The sequence below is a fragment of the Streptomyces luteolifulvus genome, from assembly GCF_008806595.1.
GTDB lineage: Bacteria > Actinomycetota > Actinomycetes > Streptomycetales > Streptomycetaceae > Streptomyces > Streptomyces luteolifulvus.
This window is the reverse complement of the sequence record NZ_VZRB01000013.1, coordinates 58,940-84,900: the sequence shown is the minus strand read 5'-3', so window position 1 is coordinate 84,900 and position 25,961 is coordinate 58,940. Positions and strand designations below refer to the sequence as shown.

At 71.4% G+C, this 25,961-nt stretch carries 22 protein-coding genes and 1 pseudogene; 14 read left to right on the top strand and 9 right to left on the bottom strand.

Going from position 1 to position 25,961, the window contains the following annotated elements:
- The first annotated feature begins 5 nt into the window (after positions 1–5).
- Complete coding sequence (locus tag F7R91_RS20150) at positions 6–416, top strand: hypothetical protein (protein ID WP_150950463.1); 411 nt, start codon at positions 6–8, stop codon at positions 414–416.
- Positions 417–696: 280 nt separating this feature from the next.
- Here the strand turns inward: F7R91_RS20150 and F7R91_RS20145 are convergent, their stop codons facing one another.
- Positions 697–1,038, bottom strand: a complete 342-nt coding sequence (locus tag F7R91_RS20145; protein WP_150950462.1) for a hypothetical protein — start codon at positions 1,036–1,038, stop codon at positions 697–699.
- A gap of 89 nt (positions 1,039–1,127) precedes the next feature.
- Between F7R91_RS20145 and F7R91_RS20140 the strand changes: the two are divergent.
- The 3 genes and pseudogenes from F7R91_RS20140 to F7R91_RS20130 form a co-directional block, all read left to right on the top strand.
- A pseudogene (locus F7R91_RS20140) lies at positions 1,128–1,535 on the top strand (ATP-binding cassette domain-containing protein); the annotation flags it as partial.
- A gap of 140 nt (positions 1,536–1,675) precedes the next feature.
- Complete coding sequence (gene ddaH / locus F7R91_RS20135; protein WP_150950461.1) at positions 1,676–2,452, top strand: dimethylargininase; 777 nt, start codon at positions 1,676–1,678, stop codon at positions 2,450–2,452.
- Positions 2,453–2,652: 200 nt separating this feature from the next.
- Positions 2,653–3,627: an acyl-ACP desaturase gene (locus F7R91_RS20130; RefSeq protein ID WP_150950460.1), complete on the top strand. Its 975-nt coding sequence runs from the start codon at positions 2,653–2,655 to the stop codon at positions 3,625–3,627.
- 34 nt (positions 3,628–3,661) lie between these two features.
- Here F7R91_RS20130 and F7R91_RS20125 read toward each other — a convergent pair whose 3' ends face one another.
- Positions 3,662–3,904, bottom strand: a complete 243-nt coding sequence (locus F7R91_RS20125; RefSeq protein ID WP_191971568.1) for a WhiB family transcriptional regulator — start codon at positions 3,902–3,904, stop codon at positions 3,662–3,664.
- A 230-nt stretch (positions 3,905–4,134) separates the two neighbouring features.
- On the opposite strand from F7R91_RS20125, the gene F7R91_RS20120 reads away from it, so the two are divergent.
- Entirely contained in the window at positions 4,135–4,923 is a 789-nt protein-coding gene (locus F7R91_RS20120; protein WP_150950459.1) for a VOC family protein, read from the top strand.
- Positions 4,924–4,939: 16 nt separating this feature from the next.
- Here the strand turns inward: F7R91_RS20120 and F7R91_RS20115 are convergent, their stop codons facing one another.
- Complete coding sequence (locus tag F7R91_RS20115) at positions 4,940–5,986, bottom strand: LacI family DNA-binding transcriptional regulator (RefSeq protein ID WP_150950458.1); 1,047 nt, start codon at positions 5,984–5,986, stop codon at positions 4,940–4,942.
- A 175-nt stretch (positions 5,987–6,161) separates the two neighbouring features.
- Here F7R91_RS20115 and F7R91_RS20110 point away from each other — a divergent pair, with 175 nt between their 5' ends.
- Positions 6,162–7,514, top strand: coding sequence for a cryptochrome/photolyase family protein (locus F7R91_RS20110; protein ID WP_150950457.1), 1,353 nt, complete (start codon positions 6,162–6,164; stop codon positions 7,512–7,514).
- 7 nt (positions 7,515–7,521) lie between these two features.
- Here the strand turns inward: F7R91_RS20110 and ligD are convergent, their stop codons facing one another.
- Positions 7,522–8,541, bottom strand: a complete 1,020-nt coding sequence (ligD, locus tag F7R91_RS20105) for a non-homologous end-joining DNA ligase (protein ID WP_150950456.1) — start codon at positions 8,539–8,541, stop codon at positions 7,522–7,524.
- 75 nt (positions 8,542–8,616) lie between these two features.
- Between ligD and F7R91_RS20100 the strand changes: the two genes are divergently transcribed.
- Positions 8,617–9,708 carry an ATP-dependent DNA ligase gene (locus F7R91_RS20100; RefSeq protein ID WP_150950455.1) on the top strand — a complete coding sequence of 364 codons (1,092 nt, stop codon included), beginning with the start codon at positions 8,617–8,619 and terminating at the stop codon, positions 9,706–9,708.
- 55 nt (positions 9,709–9,763) lie between these two features.
- On the opposite strand, the gene F7R91_RS20095 is transcribed toward F7R91_RS20100, so the two are convergent.
- A complete protein-coding gene (locus tag F7R91_RS20095) occupies positions 9,764–10,954 on the bottom strand; it encodes a zinc-dependent alcohol dehydrogenase (RefSeq protein ID WP_150950454.1) in 1,191 nt (396 codons plus the stop codon).
- A gap of 188 nt (positions 10,955–11,142) precedes the next feature.
- Here F7R91_RS20095 and F7R91_RS20090 point away from each other — a divergent pair, with 188 nt between their 5' ends.
- Genes F7R91_RS20090 through F7R91_RS20080 form a run of 3 tightly spaced genes read left to right on the top strand, consistent with a single transcriptional unit; the run spans position 11,143 to position 13,363 of the window.
- Positions 11,143–12,162: a DUF3048 domain-containing protein gene (locus F7R91_RS20090; protein ID WP_150950453.1), complete on the top strand. Its 1,020-nt coding sequence runs from the start codon at positions 11,143–11,145 to the stop codon at positions 12,160–12,162.
- Between the two features lie 55 nt (positions 12,163–12,217).
- On the top strand, positions 12,218–13,009 hold the full coding sequence (locus F7R91_RS20085; protein WP_150950452.1) for an SDR family NAD(P)-dependent oxidoreductase: 792 nt from the start codon (positions 12,218–12,220) through the stop codon (positions 13,007–13,009).
- Between the two features lie 21 nt (positions 13,010–13,030).
- The gene (locus F7R91_RS20080) at positions 13,031–13,363 is read left to right on the top strand and encodes a hypothetical protein (protein ID WP_150950451.1); all 333 of its coding nucleotides are present in this window, start codon (positions 13,031–13,033) and stop codon (positions 13,361–13,363) included.
- On the opposite strand, the gene F7R91_RS20075 is transcribed toward F7R91_RS20080, so the two are convergent.
- The gene (locus tag F7R91_RS20075; protein ID WP_150950450.1) at positions 13,360–16,047 is read right to left on the bottom strand and encodes an ATP-binding protein; all 2,688 of its coding nucleotides are present in this window, start codon (positions 16,045–16,047) and stop codon (positions 13,360–13,362) included. The two genes, F7R91_RS20080 and F7R91_RS20075, sit on opposite strands and share 4 nt — an antisense overlap.
- A 295-nt stretch (positions 16,048–16,342) precedes the next feature.
- On the opposite strand from F7R91_RS20075, the gene F7R91_RS20070 reads away from it, so the two are divergent.
- Positions 16,343–17,350 (top strand): DUF2510 domain-containing protein, encoded by a 1,008-nt coding sequence (locus F7R91_RS20070; RefSeq protein ID WP_150950449.1) that lies wholly within the window; start codon positions 16,343–16,345, stop codon positions 17,348–17,350.
- A 146-nt stretch (positions 17,351–17,496) separates the two neighbouring features.
- On the opposite strand, the gene F7R91_RS20065 is transcribed toward F7R91_RS20070, so the two are convergent.
- Complete coding sequence (locus F7R91_RS20065) at positions 17,497–18,141, bottom strand: TetR/AcrR family transcriptional regulator (protein WP_150950448.1); 645 nt, start codon at positions 18,139–18,141, stop codon at positions 17,497–17,499.
- A gap of 300 nt (positions 18,142–18,441) precedes the next feature.
- Here F7R91_RS20065 and F7R91_RS20060 point away from each other — a divergent pair, with 300 nt between their 5' ends.
- Together F7R91_RS20060 and F7R91_RS20055 are read left to right on the top strand one after the other, a co-directional pair.
- Positions 18,442–19,239, top strand: a complete 798-nt coding sequence (locus tag F7R91_RS20060) for a phosphatase PAP2 family protein (protein WP_150950447.1) — start codon at positions 18,442–18,444, stop codon at positions 19,237–19,239.
- Complete coding sequence (locus tag F7R91_RS20055; protein ID WP_150950446.1) at positions 19,236–20,189, top strand: DMT family protein; 954 nt, start codon at positions 19,236–19,238, stop codon at positions 20,187–20,189. Before F7R91_RS20060 ends, F7R91_RS20055 begins: the two co-directional genes overlap by 4 nt.
- Positions 20,190–20,195: 6 nt before the next feature.
- On the opposite strand, the gene F7R91_RS20050 is transcribed toward F7R91_RS20055, so the two are convergent.
- Positions 20,196–21,014: a phospholipid scramblase-related protein gene (locus F7R91_RS20050; protein ID WP_150950445.1), complete on the bottom strand. Its 819-nt coding sequence runs from the start codon at positions 21,012–21,014 to the stop codon at positions 20,196–20,198.
- 79 nt (positions 21,015–21,093) lie between these two features.
- Entirely contained in the window at positions 21,094–23,145 is a 2,052-nt protein-coding gene (locus tag F7R91_RS20045) for a phosphocholine-specific phospholipase C (RefSeq protein ID WP_150950444.1), read from the bottom strand.
- Between the two features lie 413 nt (positions 23,146–23,558).
- Here F7R91_RS20045 and F7R91_RS20040 point away from each other — a divergent pair, with 413 nt between their 5' ends.
- Positions 23,559–25,955: a vWA domain-containing protein gene (locus tag F7R91_RS20040; RefSeq protein WP_150950443.1), complete on the top strand. Its 2,397-nt coding sequence runs from the start codon at positions 23,559–23,561 to the stop codon at positions 25,953–25,955.
- Positions 25,956–25,961: the final 6 nt, after the last annotated feature.

Below are 25,961 nucleotides of genomic sequence, written 5' to 3'. Positions count from 1 at the left end.
ACAACATGCCGATCCACCCACTCCACCGCGAGCGTCTCGAACGCGCCCTGGAAGCCCACGAAACCGCGCTCCAGTACACCGACAAGCCCCTGAGCCCCACGAGGACCAAGGTGCACAGGGTCCTGCTCGAACTGGGCCGCGACGACGACATCCTCAAACTCATCGACGATTTCGTCGACTCACCGCAGCTCGCCGACGAGATCCGTTACGACGGTTACTCGGTTCTGAGCGCACGCGGCATCAAGCTGCCCGAAACCGTGACGATGAAGGTCGTGAACGGGAACGGCAAGGATCCGCAGCCGATCCTGCGCTTCCAGTTCACGGTGCGGAGTCTCACGGTCCTTGCCGACTGGGACCCGAAGTCGGGCGCCTGCACCCGGGCAGCTGTCGCCGGAGACGGCGCAAGCGCCGCGTGAGGGCCATGATGACCCTGGTGGCCGACTGCCGCTCCTGACTGACTGCGGGCACATTGATCACGACCAGCACCGCGGAGCGACTCCCGAAAGCACCGGCAGCTACGGCCCTTCACCGCGACCGGTGCCGAGCTGTCGTGCATCATCGAGCAGGATCCATTACGCCGAAAGCAGCATGTCACACACCATCAGGCCGGGTGGTCCCCCATCTCGTTGCCTAAACCGTGGCTCCCGTTCTCACCGTCCGAGCGGTCCCCCTACATCCTGTCGAAAACACAGCGGCTCACTGGCCCGCGCGATTCGGCTCGACGAGAACGGACGTCGGGTCGGAATATCCGCTACCCGGCCGGCGCACGCGCGGGCCGGGCAGGACCGTGACCACGGCGATCTCTCTGAGGACCATCCGCCGCACGCCGAGATCGAGCCGGTCCCATACCGCGGCCGGATCGGAGCGCCTCACCAGCTCGGAGAAAGGGCCGCCCGTGCCATCCCCACCGGCCTCGGCAATCCGGGCCTCCACCTCGCGCAGCCGCCCGAGGTTGCGTTCGTTGCTGTCGAAGTACTGCGCTCGCGTCTTGAGACCGTTGTCGCAGTCTTCCTGGTTCTCACGGAGCCGCGCTTCCAACGCGGCGGCCTTGCGGATCTCCGCAGCCTCACCGGGGCAGGCCCGAGGGTTCGTGGAGGTCCCCACGGTGACCGGCGCTTGCGCTTCCTCCGCAGCGGCTCGACGTGCTCGACGGCGAACGCAGCGTCGCCGAGAACGTGGCCCGCTTCGCACCGGGCGCCACCAACAACCGGGTGCGGGCGCGGCTGGCCCGCTTCCTGTTCCGGGGTGCCCGAGCCGACCAGAAGGCGGCGACCCTGTCGGGCGGCGAGCGCTTCCGAGCGGCCCTCGCCGCGCTGATGCTGGCCGAGCCGGCCCCGCAGCTGCTGATGCTGGACGAGCCGACGAACAACCTCGACATGGCGAGCGTGCGGCAGCTGACGACGGCGCTGGAGTCGTACGAGGGGGCGCTGATCGTGGCGAGCCACGACATGCCGTTCCTGGAGTCGATCGGGATCACGCGGTGGCTGCTGCTGGACGGGGAGCTGCGGGAGACCGCACCGGAGGCGGTCGGGTGAGCGCAGGCGCGGGCGGAGCCGTCTCAGCAGGAGCACAGCCTGACAACGGGGGGTTTTGCCCGCGCCCACCGGCACTGCATGATGGCTGACCGGCGCCCTTTCACGGGCGCCGTGACCATCCCGCCGATTCGGAGACCGTCGTGCCCAGCAAGAAGGCCCTCATCCGCCGCCCCAGCCCCCGCCTGGCCGAAGGTCTGGTGACGCACATCGAGCGGGAGAAGGCCGACGTCGAGCTCGCGGTCGAGCAGTGGGAGGCGTACGCGGAGGCACTGCGCACCCACGGCTGGGAGACCGTCGAGGTGGACTCCGCCGACGACTGCCCGGACTCGGTGTTCGTCGAGGACACCGTGGTCATGTACAAGAACGTCGCCCTGATCACCCGGCCCGGCGCAGAGTCCCGGCGCGTGGAGACGACAGGCGTCGAGGAGGCGGTGGCCCGGCTCGGCTGCTCGGTGAACTGGATCTGGGAGCCGGGCACGCTGGACGGCGGCGATGTGCTGAAGATCGGCGACACGATCTACGTCGGCCGCGGCGGACGCACCAACGCGGCCGGGGTCCAGCAGCTGCGGGCCGCCTTCGAGCCGCTGGGGGCACGGGTCGTCGCCGTGCCGGTGAGCAAGGTGCTGCACCTGAAGTCGGCGGTCACGGCGCTGCCCGACGGCACCGTGATCGGGCACATCCCGAAGGTGGACCGGCCGTCGCTGTTCCCGCGCTTCCTGTCGGTGCCCGAGGAGTCGGGCTCCCATGTGGTCCTGCTCGGCGGCAGCAAGCTGCTGATGGCGGCGAGCGCTCCCCAGACGGCCGAGCTGTTCACCGACCTCGGCCACGAGCCGGTGATGGTCGACATCAGCGAGTTCGAGAAGCTCGAGGGATGTGTGACATGTCTCTCGGTGCGTGTCAGGGAGCTGTACGCCTGACCGGTGGCCGCCTCATTCTTTCAGCCCCGGACCTGCGGTCCTGGGGCCGAGCGGTATCTCCGGGCACCCTGCCTGATCAGCGGGCTTTACAGCGCACTTAACCTACGGTCTCGTAACCTACGGATTCGTAGCCTACGATTCCGTAGGTTCCGGCGCCGCCCGTCGGTCTTCCCTCTCGTGTTACGTCCCCTGGAGTTCCCGTGACGATCGCCTCCCCGCACCTCGGCAGCCTTTCCGTCTGGACCGACGCCCGGCTGCTGCACGCCCTGGAGGAAGTCGTCGAGAAGGAGCTCAACCGGCATCTGAAGGTCGCCAAGGACTGGATGCCGCACGAGTACGTGCCGTGGAGCGACGGCCGCAACTTCCCCGGTGTCTTCGAGGACGGCGAGGCCTGGGACAAGGAGCAGTCCAAGGTCACCGAGATCGGCCGGATCGCCCTGGTCGTCAACCTGCTCACCGAGGACAACCTGCCCAGCTACCACCACGAGATCGCCTCGCTCTTCGGCCGTGACGGCGCCTGGGGCACCTGGGTGCACCGGTGGACCGCCGAGGAGGGCCGGCACGGCATCGTGATGCGCGACTACCTGCTCACCTCGCGCGCGGTGGACCCGGACAAGCTGGAGCAGTTCCGCATGGCCCACATGAGCGAGGGCTTCGAGTCGGACAACCGGCACTCGATGCTGCACTCGGTCGCCTACGTGGCCTTCCAGGAGCTCGCGACCCGCATCTCGCACCGCAACACCGGCCACCAGTCCGGCGACCCGGTCTGCGACCGCATGCTGTCCCGCATCGCGACCGACGAGAACCTCCACATGGTCTTCTACCGCAACCTGCTCAAGGCGGCCTTCGAGATCGCCCCCGACCTGACCATGCAGGCGGTACGGGACGTCGTCGTCGACTTCCGGATGCCCGGCCACGGCATTCCCGGCTTCGAGCGCGCGGCCGCGCAGATGGCCATCGGCGAGGTCTACAACCTGCGCATCCACCACGACGACGTGCTCCAGCCCGTGCTGCGCTTCCTGAAGATCATGGAGATCGACGGGCTCGGCCCCGAGGGCCTGAAGGCCCAGGAGGAGCTCGGCCTGTTCATGGGCGGCCTGGACGCGGAGGCCGCGAAGTTCGACGAGCGCCTCGCGGCACGCAAGGCGCGGGTGGCGGCACGGGCGGCCGGCTGACCCGGCACGCCCGTCGCTCCCCAACTCGGGGTCGTCAGCGCGTGCGCCTGAGCTGCAGGCGTTCCTTCTCCGACAGGCCGCCCCAGACGCCGAACCGCTCGTCGTTCTTGAGCGCGTACTCGAGGCAGGCGGAGCGCATCTCGCACATACCGCAGATGCGCTTCGCCTCGCGCACCGAGCTGCCCGGCTCGGGAAAGAAGAAGTCGGCCCCCGTCTGCGCGCAGAGCGCCTGCGCCTGCCATGCGGGGTGGGCCGGGGTGATCGTGTCGAAATGCATGGACGTGATCGTGCCGGGCAGCGAAAAACGTTCGATCAACGCGCGATCAACGACGCGTTCATGACCTCCGGCCGATCCGATGATGGCGCCGCGGGACCCGTGTGCGCACGGCGGCGCGCGGAAGGCCGGAAAAAGCGTGCCGAAGCCTGTGGCGGCTTCCGGCGGCACTTGTCAGTGGGCGGTGCAAGACTCGGCATTGCAGGCAACGGGACCTTCGAAGGGCGGCAGAGATGCTCACCACCCGTTATGTCACCGGCGCCCCGAACTGGCTCGATCTCGGCACACCGGACATCGACGGCGCCGCGTCGTTCTACCACAGCCTGTTCGGCTGGCAGTTCCAGCGGGGCGGGCCCGAGACCGGCGGTTACGGCTTCTTCCAGCTCGGCGGCAGGACCGCCGCGGGCGGCATGCAGACATCGCCGGAGCAGGGCCCGCCGTCCTGGACCGTGTACTTCCAGACCCCGGACGCCGACGCCACGGCGAAGGCGGCCGAGCAGCACCGGGGCGCCGTGCTGATGCAGCCCATGGACGTGCTGGACCAGGGCCGTATGGCGATCCTCGCCGATCAGGCGGGCGTGTCCTTCGGCATCTGGCAGCCGGCGGCCAACAAGGGCCTGGACGTCGTGCAGGAGCACGGCTCGCTGTGCTGGCTGGAGCTGTACACGCCGGACCTCCCCGCGTCCGCGGGGTTCTACAACGCCGTGTTCGGCTGGGAGACCTCCGGCGTCGAGTTCTCCGGGGGCACGTACACCACCGTGCACCCGGCGGGCACCGAGCTGGATGCCATGTTCGGCGGCATCGTCCCGCTGGAGGAGGATCCGACCAAGGCGGACGCGGGGGCCTGGCTGCCGTACTTCGAGGTGGCGGACACGGACGCGACGGTCGGCGCGGCGCAGGAGGGGGGCGGCACGGTCCGCATGCCGGCGACGGACATGCAGGACGTCGGCCGGATCGCCGAGCTCGCCGACCCGTACGGCGCCCGCTTCGCGGTGATCAAGAGCGTGCCGCGGCAGGAGTAGGCCGGGGCCGGGTCTTCTATGCGGAGGCGCGGCGCACCAGGGTCGTCGGCGTGACCACGCTGGCCGGCGCGCCCACCGCAGGGTCGTGGCCCTCATCGGGGTGGAGGCGGTCCAGGCCGCGCAGCAGCAGGCGGGCCATCAGCCGGCCCATCTCCTCGATGTCCTGGCGGACCGTCGTGAGGGGCGGGTCGGTCTGTTCCGCGACGGGGAGCATGTCGTCGAACCCGACCACGGCCACGTCCTCGGGCACGCGCCGGCCATGTTCGCGCAGCACACGCAGGGCGCCCGCCGCGGTCAGGTCGTTCGCGGCGAACACGGCGTCCAGGCCGGGGCAGCGGTCGAGGAGTTCGCGCATCGCCCGCTCGCCGCCGGCCGGAGTAAAGTCGCCCTCGGCGATCAGCCGCGGGTCCACGTCGGCCATGACGTCCCGGAACCCGTCGAGCCGGTCCACCGCGGAGGTCTGGTCGAGGGCGCCGGTGATGTGCGCGATGCGGGTGCGGCCGAGGCCTACGAGGTGGCGTACCGCCTCGCGGGCGCCGCCGCGGTTGTCGCTGTCGACGTACACCACGCCGCTCGTGCCGTCGCTCCAGCCGGGCCGCCCGCCGAACACGGTCGGCACTCCGGCCCGCTGGATCAGCCCGGGCAGCGGGTCGTCGAGGTGGAGCGAGAAGACGAGCGCCCCGTCGACATGGCCGCCCGCGAGATAGCGGCCGACCCGGGCGTGGTCGTCGCGGCCCTCGGTGAGCAGCAGGACGAGCTGGTTGTCGTGGGCGGTCAGCTCCTTGCTGATGCCGCGCAGTTGCAGCGCGAAGAAGGGGTCGGCGAAGACCCGGGTCTCCGGTTCGGCGACAACCACGGCGATCGCGTCGTGCCGTTTCGTCACCAGGCTGCGGGCCGCCTGGTTGGGCACGTACCCGAGCTCCTCCACCGCTCGCCGCACCCGCTCGACGAGGGGTTCGCGCACCCCGTCCCCGCCGTTGACCACCCGGGAGACGGTCGCCCGCGACACACCGGCCCGCGCGGCCACGGCCTCCAGCGTGGGTCGCTGCACTGTCTCGGTCACTTGGGGACTCCTCGGTGCGGTTGCGGATCAGAATAGCCGTGGGCAGGTGGCGCAGGTGAGAGCGCTCTCGCAGGAGGTCACCCCGTTTCGTTCCGCGGCCTGCGGCGGTACGGCTCGTAGCATCGCCTCCGCGGCCGGGAGCGACCCGGTCCGGACGGGGTGAGGGGAGCGGCAGGTGGGCGTCTCGGTCGCTCTGTTCACCGCGGACCTGCGGGTGCACGACAACCCTGTCCTGCGGGCCGCCCTGAGGGACGCGGAGCGCGTGGTGCCGCTGTTCGTCGTGGACAGCGGTATCCGTCGTACGGGCTTTGTCGTGCCGAACCGTGCGGCGTTCCTCGCCGACAGCCTGGCCGACCTCGACGCGGCCCTGCGGGCCCGCGGCGGCCGGCTGGTGGTGCGCGCCGGCGACGTGGTCGAGGAGACCTGCCGGGTGGCGGTGGAGACCGGAGCCTCGGTGGTCCACATCGCGGGCGGGGTGAGCCGGTACGCGGCCCGGCGGGAGGACCGGCTCCGGGCGGAGCTCGCGCAGGGCGGGCGCCTGCTCCGGGTCCACGACGCTTCGCTGACCGCCGTACCGCCTGGGACGCTGACCCCCGCGGGCAAGGACCACTTCGCGGTCTTCACGCCGTACTTCCGCCGGTGGGAGGGCTTCTCCGTACGAGATGTCCTGCCCGCCCCGGACGCGGTGCCCGTGCCCGAGGTGGGCTCGGCGGGCCTGCCGGACGTGAAGACCCTGCTGTCCTGCCCGCCGGGTCCTGTCTCACCGGGTCTGCCGGCCGGCGGGGAGACCGAGGGCCGCCGCAGGCTGCGGTCATGGCTGGCCGGCCCGCTGGACCGGTACGAGGAGCAGCACGACGACCTCACCGCCGACGCGACGTCCCGGCTCTCCCCCTACCTGCACTTCGGCTGTCTGTCCCCGGCCGAAGCGCTGCACCGGGTGCGTGCGCACGCCGGCCCCGGGGCACACGCCTTCGTCCGTCAACTGGCCTGGCGGGACTTCCACCACCAGGTCCTGGCCGCCCGCCCGGACGCGGCCCACCACGACTACCGCCCCCGCCACGACCGCTGGCGCGCCGACGCCGAGCAGATCCGGGCGTGGAAGGAGGGCCGCACGGGCTACCCGGTCGTGGACGCGGCGATGCGACAGCTCCGCCATGAGGGCTGGATGCCGGGCCGGGCCCGCATGCTGGCCGCGAGTTTCCTCGCCAAGACGCTGTACGTGGACTGGCGCGTGGGCGCCCGTCACTTCCTGGACCTGCTGGTGGACGGCGACATCGCGAACAACCAGCTCAACTGGCAGTGGGTGGCCGGCACCGGCACGGACACCCGCCCCAACCGGGTCCTCAACCCCCTCGTCCAGGCCCGCCGGTTCGATCCCCGGGGCGCATACGCCCACCGCTGGCTCCCCGAACTGCGCGCCACCGACGCCATGCACCTGCCCGACGCCGTCCGCAGGGAGGCCGGCTACCCCAGCCCGATCGTGGACCTGGCGGAGGCGACGGCCCGGTTCCGGCGGCTGCGGGGCTGACGCGGGCCTACCCCTGCGGGTCCTTCTTCGCGCGGCTCGGCTGGACGCGTTTCGGTTCGCCGGGCATCTTCGGGTACTCCGGCGGATACGGCAGGTCGCCGAGGCCGTGGTCGTGTTCGTCGCGGCGGGCGAGGTCGAGCAGGGCGTCGAGGGAGAAGGCGTGCTCGTCCATGTCGGCGTGCACGTCGCCGAGTTCGGCGAACCGCGCGGGCATGGTGGCCAGGTCGAAGTCGCGGGGGCGGGCCTCGCCCACCTCCTCCCAGCGCAGGGGTGCCGAGACAGGGGCGTGCGGGCGGGGTCTTACGGAATAGGCGGAGGCGATCGTGCGGTCCCGCGCCGTCTGGTTGTAGTCCAGGAAGATACGGGCGCCCCGCTCCTCCTTCCACCACCTGATCGTCACCTGCTCCGGCATCCGCCGCTCCATCTCACGGCCGACGGCGATCGCCGCGCGCCGGACCTGGGTGAAGGTCCAGCGGGGTTCGATGGGCACGAAGACATGCAGGCCGCGGCCGCCGGAGGTCTTGGGCCAGCCGCGCAGTCCGCCGAACTCGTCGAGGACGGAGCGCAGTTCATGGGCGGCGCGCACGGCGTCGTCATAGTCGGTGCCGGGCTGCGGATCGAGGTCGATACGGAGTTCGTCCGGGCTGTCGACGTCGTTGCGGCGCACCGGCCAGGGGTGGAAGGTGAGGGTGCCGTACTGGGCGGCCCACAGGACGGCGGCCTCCTCCGTGGGGCACATCTCGTCCGCGCTGCGGCCGCTGGGGAAGGTGATGTGGGCGGTCGGGATCCAGTCGGGCATGTTCTTGGGCGCCCGCTTCTGGAAGAAGGACTCGCCGGTCACACCGTCCGGGTAGCGCTCCAGGGTGGTGGGCCGGTTGCGCAGGGCACGCAGGATGCCGGGGGCGACCGCCTGGTAGTAGCGGGCGAGGTCCAGCTTGGTGAAACCGCGCTCCGGGAAGAAGACCTTGTCCGGGCTGGACAGCCGTACGCTGCGGCCACCCGCTTGCAGTTCCACCGCTTCGCCCATGCGAGCCACGGTAGGCCCACCACGCACACCCCGCACACCGGGCGGCAAGGGGGGTATGCGGGCAGAATCTGGAGCATGGACCTGCCGGTGATGCCGCCCGTGAAGCCCATGCTCGCCAAGTCGGTGGCGAAGATCCCGCCGGGCATGCACTACGAGGCGAAGTGGGACGGGTTCCGGGCGATCGTGTTCCGGGACGGCACCGACGTGGAGCTGGGCAGTCGTACGGGCAAGCCGTTGACCAGGTACTTCCCCGAGCTGGTGGTGGCGCTGAAGGAGCGGGTGCCCAAGCGCTGTGTGCTGGACGGGGAGATCGTGATCGCACGGGAGGGCCGACTGGACTTCGACGCGCTCACCGAGCGCATCCATCCCGCCGACTCCCGGGTGCGGATGCTGGCCGAGAAGACGCCGGCCTCGTTCGTCGCCTTCGACCTGCTGGCGCTGGCCGACGAGTCGCTGCTCGACGTCCCGCTCGGCGACCGCAGGGCGCTGCTTGCCAGGGCGCTGGCCGGGGTGACGGCGCCGGTGCATCTGGCGCCGGCGACGACGGACATCGATGTGGCACAGCGCTGGTTCGAGCAGTACGAGGGGGCGGGCCTGGACGGAGTCGTCGCCAAGCCGCTCGGCCTGCGCTATCTCCAGGACGAGCGCGCCATGTTCAAGATCAAGCACGAGCGCACGGCGGATGTCGTGGTGGCCGGCTACCGCCTCCACAAGAGCGGCCCGATCGTGGGCTCGCTGCTGCTGGGCCTCCACGACGAGCACGGCAGGCTCCAGCACATCGGGGTGTCGGCGGCCTTCTCGATGAAGCGCCGCGCCGAGCTGGTGGAGGAGCTGGAGCCGCTGCGCATGGAGGACGTCTCGGGGCATCCCTGGGCGGCGTGGGCCGAGGAGGAGGCGCACGAGAGCGCCCGGCTGCCCGGTGCGCCCAGCCGCTGGTCGGGCAAGAAGGACCTGTCCTGGGTGCCGCTGCGGCCGGAGCGGGTGGCCGAGGTGGCGTACGACCACATGGAGAACGGCGTGCGCTTCCGGCACACGGCCCGGTTCCGCCGCTGGCGCCCGGACCGGACCCCGGAGAGCTGCACCTACGCGCAACTGGAGGAGCCGGTCCGCTACGACCTGGCCGAGATCCTCGGTCCACCGGCCCGACCGGGCGGTCCCGCGGCCTGACCGGGGGCCTCAGGGCTCCTTCAGGGCCTCAGGGCTCCTTCAGGGCCTCAGGGCCTCAGGGCCTCATCAGCACCTTGACCGCGCCGTCCTGCTTGCGCTGGAACATCTCGTAGGCGCGCGGGGCCTCGTCGAGCGGCAGCCGATGGGTGGCGAACTCCTCGACGCCGAGCGGGTCCTCGTCCTTGAGGTAGGGGATGATCTCGTCGCTCCAGCGCCGTACGTTGGCCTGGCCCATCCGGATCTGGAGCTGTTTGTCGAACATCGTGAGCATCGGCAAGGGATCGGCCGTGCCGCCGTACACGCCGACGAGCGAGAGGGTGCCGCCGCGGCGCACCAGCTCGATGGCGGTGTGGAGGGCGGCGAGCCGGTCGATGCTGAAGCGTTCCGCGAACGGGCCGCCGAGCTTGCGCGGAAGCAGCGCCGAGGCCTGCTGGGCCAGCCGGGCGGCCGCGCTGCCGTGTGCCTCGGTGCCGACGGCGTCGATCACCGCGTCGGGACCGCGGCCGTCCGTCTCGTCGCGGATCGCCTGGACGAGATCCTTCTCGTTGTCGAAGCCCCTCAGGTCGTACGTCTGCACACCCCGGGCCCGCGCCCGGCGCAGCCGCTCGCTCACCAGGTCCACCCCGAACACCTGGCCGGCGCCACGGACCTTGGCGATGCGGCAGGCCATGTCCCCGATCGGGCCGAGGCCGAGCACGGCGACGCTGCCGCCCTCGGGGATGTCCGCGTAGGCGACCGCCTGCCAGGCGGTGGGCAGCACGTCGGAGAGGTAGACGAAGCGGTCGTCGGGCGGGCCCTCGGGGACCTTGATCGGACCGAACTGCGCCTGCGGGACACGCAGGTATTCGGCCTGGGCGCCCGGTACCGCACCGTACAGCCGGGTGTAGCCGAACAGGGCGGCGCCCATGCCCTCGCTGGTGACCTGGGTGGTCTCGCACTGGGTCGGCAGGCCGGTCATGCACATCCAGCAGTTGCCGCAGGCGATCTGGAACGGCACCACGACCCGGTCGCCCGCCGCGAGGTCCGGCACGGCCGCGCCGACCTCCTCGACGATGCCCATGGGTTCATGGCCGAGGATGTCGCCGGGTGTCATGAACGGGGTGAGCACCTCGTAGAGGTGCAGGTCGGAGCCGCACAGTCCGGTGGAGGTGATGCGGATGACGGCGTCCGTCGGCTCCTCGATCCTCGGATCGGGCACGGTCTCCACCCGTACGTCCCGCTTGCCCTGCCAGGTCACTGCCTTCATCGCGCGCTCTCCCTCCGTCAGGTCGGCGTGTCCGGTCCTGCGGTGGCGCCCGGGTACCCGGACGCGCCGCGCCGAACCGTGAGCGGTGGGCCGGTCGGCGTAGTCGACGAGCCCCATCGGAACCGAACGGGTAGAGGCACGAATGAACTGATGAGCGCACAATCGAAGACACGGGATGTGGTGCCACGGTGAGAACGGGACGGAAGACGCGCCGACCGCGCGCCGCGACGACATGGGCTCTGCTGGCCGCCACGGCGGCGGTGTCCGTCGCGGCGGGCTGCACGGGAGGGCGCGGCCCGGTCGACGACGGACGCGGCCGGCTGCGTACGCCGGTCCCGAGCAGCACCGCGACCGGTCCCGCCACCCCCAGCACCTCCCCCAGCGCCACCCCGACCGGCTCCGTACTCGCCGTGAAGATCGACAACGTGCGCGCCGCCCGGCCCCAGACGGGCCTGGACTCGGCGGACGTCGTGTACGCGGAGCAGGTGGAGGGCGGGCTGAGCCGTCTCATGGCGGTGTACGCGACCAGGTTCCCGGACACCGTCGGGCCGGTGCGCAGCGCACGCGAATCCGATCTGGAACTGCTGCGTCAGTTCGACGAGCCGATGCTCGCCTTCTCGGGGGCGCAGCACAAACTGCTGCCGCTGATCGACCAGGCACCCGTGCGCCCGGAGCCGCCGGGCAAGACGTCCGACGCCTACTTCCGCGGCGGCGACAAGGCCGCGCCGCACAACCTCTATCTGCGGCCGAACCGGCTGACACCCGATCCGCCGGGCCGGGCCGCCCTGACGACCGGCTTCCGCTACGGGGACGCACCCCCGGGCGGCAGGCTGGAGGCCTCGCGCACCGTCCGCTACCCGGCGGCCCGCTTCACCTTCGCCTGGTCCGAGAGACAGGACCGCTGGCTGGTGTCGATGGACGGGACGCCCACCGTGACCACGACCGGGAAGCGGGTGGCACCGGCGACGGTCGTCGTGCAGTACGTGAAGGTGCGCAGGTCTTCGTTCCACGACTTCCTCGGCAACAACACCCCGTACACGGAGACGGTCGGCTCGGGGAAGGCGAAGGTGCTGCGCGACGGGCGGTCCTACGACGCCGAGTGGTCCCGTGAGGAGGCCACGGACGGTACGGAGTTCACGACCCCGAACGGCAGGCCGATGAACTTCGCCCAGGGCCAGGTGTGGGTCGTGTTCGTCAAGTCGCCCTGAGCGGGGGCGCGGGGGCACCCATGACATGCCTGCGCTGCCTGCCTACGGTGGAGGCATGTCCACGATTCTGATCACCGGTGCCACCTCCGGCCTCGGCCGGTACGTCGCCTTCGAGCTGGTCCGCTCCGGTCACCTCGTCCTCGCGCACGGCCGCGACCCGGAGCGTACGGACAAGCTCGTCGAGGAGCTGCGCGCCGAGGGCGCGGCCGAAGGGTTCGTCGCCGATCTGGCCTCGCTCGCCCGGGTGCGCGAGCTGGGCGCACGGGTGGCCGAGGCGCACCCCGAGCTGGACGTGCTGGTCAACAACGCGGGTGTGGGCTTCGGGCCGCGCGGCTCGGGGCGTGAGCAGAGTGCCGACGGGCACGAACTGCGGCTCGCGGTCAACTACTTGGCGCCGGTCGCGCTCACCAGGGCCCTGCTGCCGGTGCTGCGTGCCAACCCCCCCGCGCGGATCGTCAACGTGGGCTCGGCCGGGCAGGAGCCCCTCGACTTCGACGACCCCGAGTGCACCCGCGGCTACAGCGGTGTGTCGGCGTACTGCCGCAGCAAGCTCGCGCTCGCCGCCCACACCTTCGCCCTCGCCGAGGAGCTGCGGGGCACCGGCGTCGCGGTCAATGTGCTGCACCCTGCGACGTACATGGACACCACCATGGTCCGCGACAGCAGCATCACCCCGTGGAGCACGGTCGCGGACGGCGCCCCGGGGGTACTGGCCCTGGCCACCCAGGACCTGGGCTCGGGCGGCTACTTCGACGGCACACGTCCCGCACGAGCACACGAGGACACCTACGATCCTCAGGTGCGCGAGCGGCTGGCGGCGGTCACCGAACAGCTGCTGGAGCCGTGATGCGCGGCCTACCCTGAGGGCATGGACGGCAGGGAACCCGAAGTCCGGCCCGAGGACGTGCTCGTGCTCGTCCGGCATCCGTTCGGCGACGTATGGGCCACGCTGGCCACGTGGAGGGAGCACGGTCCCGGTTCCCGTTTGCTGGTGCGTCCGGTGGCCGCGAAGTCACGCCTCACCGGTGAGTCGCTGCCGGTGACGATGATCCCCCTGCCGTACCGCAACGACGACGAGTCGCGGGCAGCCGTCCGGCGCGGCGAGTTCCCGGTCCCCTGGGGCAGGCCGTTCGAGACCGGTGCGTACGTGTGCGGGCCGTTTCCGCCCGGGCCCGGCAGGCCGTCGGGGCCGTCGGGTTAACGCAGTCCCCGTCCCGTCTCCAGTACCTCCCTCGCCCGGGCCACCAGGCCGTCCGCTCCGCAGGAACGGGCCAGGGCCAGGCCCCGGTTGAGTTCTGCCGTGGAGCGGGCGGCGATGCCGTACTCGACTCGGGCCGCGGCGTGTTCGTACTGGCAGGGCGAGGCCTCCAGATAGGCGACCGCCTGGGCGGCCAGTCGCACTGCGCGCTGCCCGGTCTCCAGGGCCGCGGCGCAGCGCAGGGCCTCGCCGACGGCGGTGTCGGTGCCGAAGCGTTCGGCGTGCCGGCGGACGTCGGTGGCGAGCTGGGCGGCCCGCGTCGGGTCCTCGGTGGCCAGGGCGCGGGCGAGGTCGACGGCCCAGGGGACGAGGACCGGGTTGTGGTGGCCGCGGGCGGCCGCCGCCTTCTCGGCGGCCTCCAGTTCGTTGATGCCCTCCTTGGTGCGGCCCACCGCGAGCAGCAGCCGGCCGCGCACCGACCTCGGGTCGGGCAGCACGATGGTGGAGGGGTACGGCGGGGCGAAGCCGTACTGCCCGGCGATCGACCAGGCCTCCTCGACATGGCCCCGGGCGAGCAGCGTGTCGACGAGGTTGCAGGTCGCCGTCCAGTACAGGGGCAGACCGCGGCCGACGCGCTCGGCCAGCCGCAGCGACTCGCGCAGCGAGGTCTCCGCCTCCCTGAGCCGGCCGCGCCTGCGGTGGGCGAGTCCGACGTAGGCGTGGGCCAGGGCGAGATGGCCGCCGCTCCAGCCGGCCGACTCGTAGGTGCGCAGGCCTTCGGAGTACAGGGCCTCGGCGCGGTCGAGCCGGTCGGTGTAGGCGTACGCGGTGGCCAGCATCAGCAGGAGCTCGATGCCCCATTCGGTGTCGGTCCAGCCGAGTCCGGGCGCCAGGCGGCCGTTGACGAGGGCGCGGTCGCACAGTTCGGCGACCTCCTCGGCGTTCTCGCCGTGGGTCATGGCGTCGAAGCCGCGCAGGATGAGCAGGGCGCGCTCGGAGTTGTCCCGGCCGGTGCAGGTGCGGGCGAGTGCGGCGAGGGACTCGGAGCGGCCGGGTGAGGAGGATTCCTGGGCGTGGACGCCCTCCCACATGTAGTGCACGGCCTGCAGTCGCAGCTTCGCGGGCCCGGGTTCGTGCCGGGCGGCCTCCGCCTCGACCGCGCGGACGGCCTCCTCCAGCTGGTTGTTGTGGAGCAGGGCCTGGGAGAGCCGGACGACGGCGTCCACGCGCTCGTCGTCGTCGAGGCCGGTGATGGCGAGCGCGGTCTGCAGATGGCCGATGGTCTTGGCGGGCGCGGTCAGCAGGGTGGCGCAGCCGAGCTCGTAGAGCACGCGTGCGTGGACCGCCGGATCGGGCGGTTCCAGCAGGGCGCGTTCGAGGCAGCGCCGGGCCGCGTCGGGGGCGCCGACGGCGAGGTGCTCGCGGGCGGCCTCGCGCAACTGCTCGACCAGTTCCTCGTCGTCGTCCGGGTGGACCTGGAGAAGGTGGCGGGAGGCGGCCGCGGCGCCGAGCCCGGAGTCGGTGACGACCTGGGCGGCGATGCCGTGCATGGCCGTGCGCAGGGCGTCGGGGATGGAGTCGTAGACGGCGCTGGCGATCAGCGGGTGGACGAACTCCAGGTCGCCCTCGTCCGCCGGGCCGTTGGCGGGGTCGGGCTCGGTGAGGATGCGGGCGGTGCGCAGGAGTTCGGCGCAGCGCACGGCATCGTCGCGGCGCATGGTGGCCAGGCGGGCGACCAGGCCGACCGAGATGCCGGTGCCGAGGATGGCGGCCGCCCAGGCGAACCGGGTGGCGTCGATGCCGAGTTCCTCCAGGCGGGCGACGAGGCCGCCGCCGCGGGCGGAGCGGTTCAGGTCGCGCAGTTCGGCGGCCGCGGACTCGGTCGGCTGCAGCTCGCTGTCGCGCACCTTGGCGAGGAGTTCGACCGTCTCGTAGGGGTTGCCGCCGGTGACGGCCCAGACCTCGCGGCAGAACGGGGCGTCGGCGTGCGCGCCCAGCGTGGCGCGGGTGAGCCCTGCGGTCGCGTCCGGGGTCAGGGCGCTCAGGGTGGCGACGGGCCGGCCCGAGGCGGCGGCGACCGTGTCGAGCAGGCGGGCGCTCTCGCCGGACACGTCGCCGTTCCGGCGGGCGACCACGACCAGGACGGACAGGTCGTCGAGGCGTTCGGCGAACGCGGCGAGCCACTGCAGGGTCTCCTGGTCGGCCCAGTGCGCGTCGTCGATCAGCAGCACGAGCGGCCAGTCGCGCTTGGCCAGCCGGCGCACCGCGGCGACCAGACCGTCGCACACGCCCTGCGGGTCGGCCTGCCGCTCGCCGGGGTCCGCGATGCCGAGGGCGGGACCGGCGATGTCGTACCAGTCGCCGAGGTACTCGCGCGCCTCCTCGGGCATCAGGGACACGAGCGCCGGCTGTAACAGCTGCCGGACCACGTTGAAGGGGACCGACCGGAGGGTCTCGCCGCCGCGGGCCGACCACACGGTGCAGCCGCGCCGTTCGGCGATGCGGCGCGTCTCGGCCAGCAGGGCGGTCTTGCCGAAGCCCGCCTCGCCCCGCAGCACCAGCACGCTGCCGGAGGAGGCGCGGTCCGCGCAGAGGGTGTCGACCGCTCGCTCCACGGCGGCGACTTCCTCGCCGCGCTCCCACAGGGAAGCAGTCGAGGCGGCCGCCGTCGGCCGTACCTCCGTCATCCCGCTACCTCCCCAAGTCGCCCGAACGACGTACAGACCTTGAGCGTAGCCGTCCGATTGCCGAAGTGGAGGCCGGTCGAGGTACCTGTTGCCGTGATGGGTGACCGGCGGTTCGGGCGGTCGACGACCCCTGCCCGCGACCAGCCGTCGCGAAACTGACCAGCAGTCAAAAACGAGTGAGAGAACGAGCGAACGGTACGACTCGTACCGAAGTGACCGATCCAGACCGGTTCCGCCCCGGAATTACCCCCTCCCCTCTCATCGCTCTTTCACGGAGGCCTCATACGGTGGGGGCATGACGCAGGTGACTCCTCCCGGGTGGTACCCCGACCCGGGGCAGAAAAGTGACGGTCCCGCCACCGAACGCTGGTGGGACGGCAGGGCATGGACGGACCAGACCCGCCCCGCGGGATCGGCCGCCGCATGGGGTCCCCCGGCGCAGCAGCCGGTCGCGGGGGCTCACCCGGCATACCACGCATATCCGACGTATCCGGCGTATCCCGTCCCGCGGACGGCCGGCTCACGGCGCGGTCTGCGCACGGGGATAGCGGTCGCCGTGGCCGTCACGGTGCTCGCCAGCATCGGTATCGGCGTGTACGCCCTGACCAAGGACGACGGCGGCGGCCGCAGCGCCGCGGACTCTCAGCAGGGGCCGGGCGGTCAGGGCGGACCCGGCGGCGGGTCGGGGGGCCCCGGCGGACCGGGCGGACCGGGCGGACCGAGCGGTTCGCCCGACACCTCTCCCTCCCCCGGCCCGCCCGAGGCCCCGAGGATCGAGAGCGGTTCGGTGACCGACTCGGTCGACGGGATCAGCATCCCGATCCCGGACGGCTGGTACGGCCAGGAGTTCCCGGCAGGCGCAGGGGTCACGTCCGACGACTCCTACGACTGCCCCGGCGACACCTCCCAGAGGTGCACGAAGGGCGGCGCGTACTCGGCGCCCGCACTGGCACTCGGCACCAAGGGCGCCACGGCCGAGCAGGTCGCGAAGGCGGACATCCCGGTCAACGCCGAGAAGTCCTACGGCGGCAAGACCTACGGTTCGATCACCTCGCACGACGTACTGGCCTCCAAGGCCGTGACCGTGGCCGGGCAGAAGGGCTACCTGGTCCGCTGGAAGGCGGTCACCAGCAAGGGCGCCGACGGCTACGTCCAGTCGCTCGCCTTCCCCTCGCCCAAGAACCCGAAGCAGATCGTGGTGGTCCGCTTCGGCGTCGACGTCGGGGAGAAGCAGTCCGTGCTCGATGAGATCACCAAGGGGATCAAGGTGTCGACGGGCGGCGGCAGCGGGCAGAACGTCTGACCCGCCCCCCGCACCGGTCGGCCGGGCGGGGCTCCTCTCCGCTCCAGAGGAACCCCGCCCGGCCGGGGGGTGTGCGCCGCCCCCGTCCCCACGGTGCGGCGCGAACAGGTCACCGTCCAGTCATCCCGTGGACGGCGGCCTGAGTCTCAGCCGGAGGCAGGACCTGTCCGGTCCGAGGAGGTCAGGCCCAGCGCCGGCAGCACGGCGGCCTCCACGAAGCGCAGGACGTAGTCCGAGTCGGCGTACTCGCCCTCCAGGACGGGGCGTACGCGCAGGATGCCGAACATCTGCGCAGGGACGTACTCCAGCGCGGGATGGCCGGCGGGGACCTCTCCCCGCTCGACCCCGCGGCGCAGGACCTCCTTGAGCGCGGCGACCTCCGGTTCGACGAGCGCCTCGCGCAGGGCCCGCGCGAGCTCCGGGTCCTGGGTGACGGCGTGCCCGAGCGCCTCGATCAGCTTGGTGTCCCTGCCCGACCACTCGCCCGCGGCCCGCGCGGCCCGGCGCAGGTCCTCGGCGAGCGAGCCGGTGTCGATGTCGGCGAACGGTGTCCGCCGCCTGGCACGCAGGGCCGCGGCGACGAACTGGGGTTTCGTCCGCCACTGCCGGTAGAGCGTGGACTTGCTGCAGCGGGTGCTGGCGGCGATGCCCTCCATCGTGAACGAGTCGTATCCGCATTCGCGGATCTGGTCGAGCACGGCGTCGAAGAACTCCTGCTCACGCTCCGGCGTGATCTTGGAGCGGCGCGAGGCGGCGACCGTTTCCGGTCCGTCCGCGGCCTGCGACGTCATGGGCTCTGCTCCTCGCTGCTGTCCGGCGGCCGGGAGGTCCGCTCTTCGGTCTCCAGTGTGTCGTACGGCTGACGACACGCGTCCCATCAATCGATACGCCAGTGTACCGGTACCCGACCGTATCGGTACACTGGCGTATCGGTACAGTAGCGTTTCGGAACAGCCCCGTACCGGTACAGCTCCGTACCGGTACAGCTCCGTACCGCAGCGCCCTCGTGTCGATGAATTTCACCGGCGCGACGAGTCACCAGCTCTGCCCGCACCACCCGCACGCACCACCGTCAGCGAAAGGGCCGGGGGATGAATGCCCGCACCGAGCCTGAACCGGCGCAGCCGGCCGCAATAGCGCGGCCGCCGCTCGTCCGTGAGCTCCTGCTGGTCGCAGGGCTCTTCCTCGTCTACAAGTCCGGCCGGCAACTGGCCACGGGCCACACCGACGAGGCCTTTCGCAACGCGCACCGCGTGTGGGACCTCGAACGGGCCGTCCACCTTCCCGGCGAGGGCTCGGTGCAGTCGCTGCTGCTGCACGGCGACACATTCGCGCACCTCGCGAACACCTACTACGCGACGGTCCACTTCCCGGCCACCGCGGCCTTCCTCGTCTGGCTCTATCTGCGACGGCCGGCCCACTACGTCCGGGCCCGCCGGATCCTCGCCGCGATGACCACCGCCGCCCTGGTGCTGCACCTCGTGGTCCCGCTGGCCCCGCCGCGCATGCTCGCGGCGACCGGTCTGGTGGACACCGCGCGGACGTACGGTCCTTCCGTGTACGGCCCGCCGCAGAGCGACCACCTGACGAACCAGTTCGCAGCGATGCCCTCGCTGCACTTCGGCTGGGCCCTGATGGTGGCCGTCGGTCTGATCGTGGCGACCCGGTCGCGCGGGCGGTGGCTGTGGCTGCTGCATCCGCTGCTGACGCTGCTGGTGATCGTCGGGACGGCGAACCACTACTGGCTCGACGCGATCGCTGCGACGGCTCTGCTCGGGGCCGCGCTCACGGTGATCCACCTGCCGCACCGGACGGTCACGACGGCGGGACGCGGCCAGGAGGGGCTCGTACCGGCGGACGACCGTGCCCTCGTGGGGGCGGGCCGATGAACGCCACCCTCCTCGCCGTCGCGCTGTCCCTCTTCTCTGCCGTCGCCTACGCGGCCGCCGCCGTCGCCCAGGAGCGGCTGGCCTCCCGGACCTCCGGCACCGGCACACTGCGGCTGCTCGGCAGCGGCGCGTGGTGGGGGTCGGTCGGTCTGAACTCCTCCGCCGCGCTGCTGCACGTCGTGGCCCTCAAGTACGGCCCGCTCACCGTGGTCCAGCCGCTGGGCGCGCTCACCCTGGTCGCGGCGGTGCCGCTCGGCGCGCGGATCGCGGGTCGGAAGGTCGGCGCGGCCGAGTGGCGGGGCACCGTGTACACCCTCGCGGGCCTTGCCGCGATCCTCGTGACGGCCTCCGGGTCGGCCCCCGACGCCGTGCTGAGTGTCCCTCAGGCGCTCGCGGTCACGGGGGTGACGGCGACGCTGATCGGCCTGCTGGCCCGGCCCGGCGCACGGCCCGGCCTGCGCCACGCGACCGCGTCCGGCTTCGCGTCCGGTGTCGCCTCGGCGCTCACCCAGACCGTGACGGTGGCCGCGACGGACCGGACGGGCCCGCTGCTGAGCGCACAGGTGATCGGGGTGGCGCTGCTGGTCGCGGTGTTCGCGGCGGGCGGACTGCTGCTGTCGCAGACGGCCTACCGGGGCGGTCTCGGTGCGCCGCTCGCGGTGGTGACGCTGGCCAATCCGACGGCGGCCGCGGTGATCGGGCTCTCGCTGCTGGGCGAGCGGCTGCAGGGCGGCGCGGCAGGCGTGCTGCTCGCCCTGGCGGGCGCGGGGCTGGCGTCCTGGGGCGTGGTGCTGCTGTCCCGGGTGCCACCCGAACGCCTCGTCCGGAACGACGACGGCCACGAGGAGCACCCCGTGGCCGCCGTACTGGCACTGGAACCGGCAACGGCCCCGGCCGGACCGGCGCTGCTGCCCCAGCCCGCCGGGCCCGGGCAGCTCACACCCTTGTGAGCGGGCTCAGCCGAACCCTCGCGCGTCCTGCTTGAGGGCCGTGTCGACGGTGAGCGCCGTCGCCACCACGAGGCTGAGCAGCGGCTCGGGCAGCTGGTAGTGGATCTGGAGGACGTAGTTGTCCGCCGTCGTGAACATCGTCTTGGCGAGGCCTTCCCAGGTCTTGGTGATCCGGGCGACCTCGTTGTCCGCGTGGTCGACGATCGCGAAGTTCCACGCCCGCCAGTTCTCCGCCTTGATGGCGCCGACCTGCTGGCCGTTCACGTTCATGGCGAAGTTGATCTTGCCGATCATGTTCTGCTGGACGATCTCACCGACCGGCTGACCGTCCGGACGGGTCACGATCACCCGCGACTTGAGGAACTTTGCGGGCCGGGTCAGCAGCAACTGCGGCTGGCCGTAGGCGTCGCGGATCTCCAGCCTGTGCGTCAGGAACTGGTCGATGCTGGCGAGGAAGCGCACCACCTTGCGCAGTGCGCTCTGCCCGACCTGGACGACCGAGCCGATCTGGTTGCCGGACTGATCCATGACCTTGTACTCGTTGGTCAGCTCGATCAGCTTGGCCTTCTGGTTCACCACCAGAACCGGCTCGGTGAACAGGGTGCCGCCGCCGGCGCCGCTCGGAGCGACGCCGGCCTGCTGCTGCACCTGACGCTGAACGCGCGCGTCCGGGGCGGCCGTCTGCTGCTGCGGCACCTGCGGCACGCCCTGCTGCTGGTTGTTGGTGTTCTCGGTCCACTGCACGCCGTCCCAGTAACGGAGCGTCTGGGGCGCCCCGTGCGGATCGGGGTACCAGCCTGCAGGTGTGTTCGATTGCGTGGTCACCGGGGCACACTACCCCCGAGCCCACCGGCACCTGAACAGCCCCTGCGATACCGCGTTCATCAGGGTTTTGCCCCGCCTTCTACTCGGTGATGAAGGCCGGATCGCTCACACCGGAACGGCCGTTCTCGACATGTCCGGCGAATCGCCGCACAAAGGCCGGGTCGGCGTCGGAAGTGACCGTCAGGTCGTACCAGCGCCGGCTCGACGCGAGGTCGACGGTGCGCCGCGCGGTGGCGCCGGGGCGCACCGTGACGGTCGTGGGCCGGCCGCCGTAGGCGCTCGTGACCCTCAACCGGACCGGGCCCGAGCCCTTGTTGGTGAACGTCAGCTCGATGTCGTCGCCGCAGTGCCGCGCGCCGACCTCAGGTCCGGCGGCCTTGTTCGGGCCCTTGAAGGTGCGCAGGAACCCGTTGGGGCCGTGCACCGTCAGGTCGTACGACCCGCCGGAGTACGCCGAGTTCCAGGTGTCCGAGAGGGTCTTGCCCGCCTCGGTGGTGTAGTACCAGGGGCCGTCGGTGCGGTTGCCGGAGGTCACCAGGAACGCCGCGCCGGCTTTGGCGCCGGAGGCGAAGGTGAGCGTGAACTTCCCGGCCGCGGTGTCCGCCGAACCGTCCGTGTACGGCGCGTACTTGAGCGGTCGGGCCGGACGCAGCCCGCGCTCCTGCCGGGGCATGCTGGGGTCGGCGGGCACGGTCGGACGGTAGTCGGGGTGCCGTTCGCGGTCCGCCGGCTCGTACTCGTCGGTGTCCGGCAGCGCGGCCGGCCTGCTGTCCTTGCGGGAGAAGTCGAAGGCGGAGGTGAGGTCGCCGCAGACAGCCCGCCGCCACGGCGAGATGTTCGGCTCCAGCACCCCGAAGCGGCGCTCCATGAACCGGATGATCGAGGTGTGGTCGAGGGTCTCGGAGCAGACGTAACCGCCCTTGCTCCAGGGCGAGACGACCAGCGTGGGCACCCGCGGGCCGAGACCGTAGGGACCGGCGACACGGTTCGAGGTCCCCGGGTACAGATCGAGGGTGACGTCGACGGTCGACTTGCCCTGGTCGGCGGACTTCGGCGGCAGCGGCGGGACCATGTGGTCGAAGAAGCCGTCGTTCTCGTCGTACGTGATGAACAGCGCGGTCTTCGCCCAGACCTCGGGGTTGGCGGTGAGCGCGTCCAGGACCTGCGCCATGTACCAGGCGCCGTAGTTCGAGGGCCAGTTGGAGTGCTCGGAGAACGCCTCGGGAGCGGCGATCCAGGAGATCTGCGGCAGCTTCCCCGCCTGGACATCGGCCCTCAGCCGGTCGAAGTAGCCGTCGCCGTTGTTGACGTCGGTGCCGGTGCGGGCCTTGTCGTAGAGCGGATCGCCCGGCTTGGCGTTGCGGTAGGCGTTGAAGTACAGGAGCGAGTTGTCGCCGTAGTTGCCGCGGTAGGCGTCCTGGATCCAGCCCCAGGAGCCGGCGGCGTCCAGGCCGTCACCGATGTCCTGGTAGATCTTCCAGGAGATCCCGGCCGCTTCGAGCCGCTCAGGGTAGGTCGTCCAGCCGTAGCCGAGCTCGTCGTTGCCCAGGACCGGGCCGCCGCCCTTGCCGTCGTTGCCCGTGTACCCCGTCCACATGTAGTAGCGGTTCGGGTCGGTGGAGCCGATGAACGAGCAGTGGTACGCGTCGCAGACGGTGAAGGTGTCGGCGAGCGCGTAGTGGAAGGGGATGTCCTCACGGGTCAGGTACGCCATGGTCGTGGTGCCCTTGGCGGGGACCCACTTGTCGTACTTGCCCGAGTTGTAGGCGGCCTGTCCGTCGGGCCAGCTGTGCGGCAGGCCCTCCAGGAACTGCATGCCCAGGTCGTCGGCGTCCGGGTGGAACGGAAGGATGTCCTTGGTGCCGTTCGACTGGTGCCAGACGGACTTGCCGTTCGCCAGGGTGACCGGCCGCGGGTCGCCGAAGCCGCGGACGCCTCTCAGCGAACCGAAGTAGTGGTCGAAGGACCGGTTCTCCTGCATCAGAACGACGATGTGCTCGACGTCCTCGATGGACCCCGTGCGGTGGTTCGCGGGCAGTGCGGCGGCCCGCTGGATGCTGCTCGACAGCGCCGTGAAGGCCGTGGTGGCGCCTGCGAGTTGAAGGAAGCGGCGCCGGTTGACTTCGGGCATGAGTTGAGGGACCTCTCGCCTTGAGGGGGGATCGACGGGCCGGGTCATGACGGAATGCGCGCGAAAGGAGTGTTCCAGGAGCACCAAACGTCAGGGAAGGGTGCGGTTGCGCTCGTGTGAAAGTCGTCGGTACGCGAGGTGCGCTCTCAGCGGGCGTCGCTCCCGCCACATCCCCACCGCCCGACCACCCAGCACCGGGACTAAACACACGTACGAATTCGAGCAGATGCGGAAAAGGGAATTCCGAATCAAGCTCCAACGAAGAAACAATGCGAAAGCACTCGGTCAACTTCCGTCACTTTTAATTGATCAACGCTCGCGCTCTGCTTGATTGGGTCAAACCCTTACGGGGCGTCATCGCCCGGTGCTACAACTACCTACACGGTCTCGCAGGGTGCCAGGGGGGTGGTCCGATGCGGACGGGTGCCTCCCGCCGTACGTCGGGAAGACGGAGTTCATCTTCGCGAGAATCGTTACGCCGCAGCTCATTTCGGCCCATCAGTCTCGGCCACAGATTCGCCGTGGTGTGCGCCCTTTTATTGGCTCTGCTTCCCGCTGCCATTCCCACCTCGGCCCACGCCGAGGATCAGGATTCGCTGAGTCCGGAACCGATTGACTTCGTCGTCCTCGTGGACGAGTCCGGGAGCCTTTCGCCGGCGGACGTCGCCGCGGAGCGAGCGGCGGCCTCGGTGCTGGCGCTCGGTGAGGTCTCCGACCGGTCCCGGGTGGCTGTGGTCGGCTTCGGCAGCGTGACGCGTCAGGGCCAGGCGCCGGTGGACACGGTCTGCCCGCCGACCCGCGTGGACGCGGCGGGCCGGGAACGGCTGAGTTCGTGCGTGTCGGGGTTGCACCGGCGCTCGGACTCCGAGGGCAACGGCACCGACTTTCCGGCCGCCCTGGCGCAGGGACTGTCGCTGCTCACCGACAGCGACGACAGCACCCCGAAGATCATATTCCTGCTGACCGACGGACGTCTGGACGTCAGCGACAGCCCCGCCTACGGCGACGATCCCGCCTCGCGCAACGCCAACGGGCGGAAGACGCTTGCGAAGAGGGTCGCGCAGGCCCGCTCGGACAAGGTGCAGATCTGGCCGCTCGGCTTCGGCTCGGACATCGACAAGGAGCAACTGGCCGCGCTGGCGGCGGGCGGCTATCAGAGCCGTTGCGCGGACCTGCCCTCGGCTCGTCCCACGGCCCGCGTCACGGCCGGGTCCTCGGAGGTGGCCGACATCCTCCTCACCGCCTTCGCGGGCGCGCGCTGCGCCCGGACGATGCACAGCCGGGCGGAGTCGGTGTCGTCCAGCGCCGACCTGAAGGTGACGATCCCGCCCGTCGCCACGGACGGGACCATCGACGTCGTCAAGGAGAACCCGGACGGGGTCGCCGTGACGTACTACGACCCGCGCGGGCGCAAGGTGCCGCTGCACGGCAAGGCCTACGGCTCGGAGTTCGAACTGGTCGGCCAGTCCGGGCCGGTTGAAGCGCTGCGGATCCGCAATCCCTATCCGGGGACCTGGCGGGTCCATGTGCAGGTGCTCGACGGGGCGTCGGCGCAGCGGATCACGGCCACTGCGATCTGGCAGGGCGTGCTGCGCTCGTACATCCTCGTCGACCCACCGGTCCCGACGGCCGGACAGCAGGTGACGGCCCACGTCACGCTGCAGACCCGTCAGGGCGTCGTCCTCACGGAACCCGGCCAGCTGAACGGGATCAGGGTGTCGGTCAAACTCACGGGCGCCGGTTTCCCGGCACGAACGGTGAGACTGGAGGACAGCGGAAAGGACCCGGATCCCCGGGCCCACGACGGCGAGTTCTCGGCACGGATCACCGTGCCACGCACCGCCACCGGGTCGCTCTCCTTCACCGGCCTGATGGTCGGCGAAGGCATCGCCGGCGACCAGCGCCCGTACTCGACCGAACTGGCCTCGATCTCGCCCCCGGTGACCGGCGCGATCGTCTTCGACGACCGCGAGGTACACCCGGGCAGCACCGCCCAGGGCGGCATCGAACTGCGCAACGACGACGACGCCGCGCACCGGTTGCGCCTGACGTTGCAGGGCGGCTCGGCTGCCAGCGCCCTCACCATCGGCCCGCAGCGGATCACCGTCGCGCCGGGCCAGGCAGTGCGCGTACCCCTGCGGATGCGCTTCGGCCCGGGCGCGGCGCTGGGCGCGGTGCCGGGCAGACTGACGGTCCGGGACGAGTCGTCCGGCCAGGTGGTCACCCAGGCCTTCGTGACGGTCCGGGTGGTTCCGGTGCCCGGCTTCCTCGACCGGTACGCCAACGCGGTGGGCGCCGGGGCGGCGCTGACGCTGGCGCTCGCGGTGCTGCTGGCCCTGCGCTGGCAGGACCGCCGGCGGGCCCGCGACACCTCGGACATCCAGCTGATCCTCTATCGCGCCGACACCGAGCTCAGCCGGCTGCGGGCACCGGCGCACGCCGGCCCCGAGTTCGGCTTCTCCCTGCGCGCGGCGGCCGGCGGCAACCAGCGGCTCCTCCTGGACGAGGCCCAGGGTCGCCATCGCGTACGCCGCACCGCCGACGGCGGTCTGACGGTTCGGCTGCCCGACGGACAGCGGATCGTCATCCCACGCAACCAGCGCTCCGCACTTGCCGACGGTCTCTCGCTCGGCTTCGCCGACCACCGCCCCGCCTCCCGGTCAGCGCGAGGTTCCCGGGCTGAACGCGGTACACGCGGTTCCGGTCGGCCCGTGCCGAAGGAACGGACACGACGACGCCGCGGCGAGCGCGAGTCCGCCGTCCGCAACGCCACGCTCACCACACGGCGGCCCTATGACAACGACTTCTGACACGCG